Annotated in this window: 1 protein-coding gene; it reads left to right on the plus strand. The window is 43.9% G+C overall.

Going from position 1 to position 255, the window contains the following annotated elements:
* Positions 1-255: SpaA isopeptide-forming pilin-related protein (locus NE665_RS24575; protein WP_256302790.1), on the plus strand; the 255-nt coding region annotated here is incomplete at both ends.

Raw genomic sequence — 255 nt, forward strand, 5'->3', positions numbered from 1 at the left:
ATGAAAATGAACGTCAGAAAGTTGAAGTACAGGCTGTCAAAAAGGACGCAGATGACCAACAGCTGCTAGTCGGCGCTGAAATCACGCTATATGCAAACAGAGACGTGTACAACTATGACGGCGATGTAATCGTAAAAGCCGGTGAAAAAATTGAAACGGTGGTAACCGGCGAAGATGGTAGAGCCACATTTACTGCAGACCTGCCTAATGATCTTACTCCAGAATATGGTGTAATGCCGATTGAGAAAATTGAAG

Source organism: Clostridium sp. DFI.1.208, assembly GCF_024463855.1.
In the GTDB taxonomy this organism is placed as follows: domain Bacteria; phylum Bacillota_I; class Bacilli_A; order Erysipelotrichales; family Erysipelotrichaceae; genus Clostridium_AQ.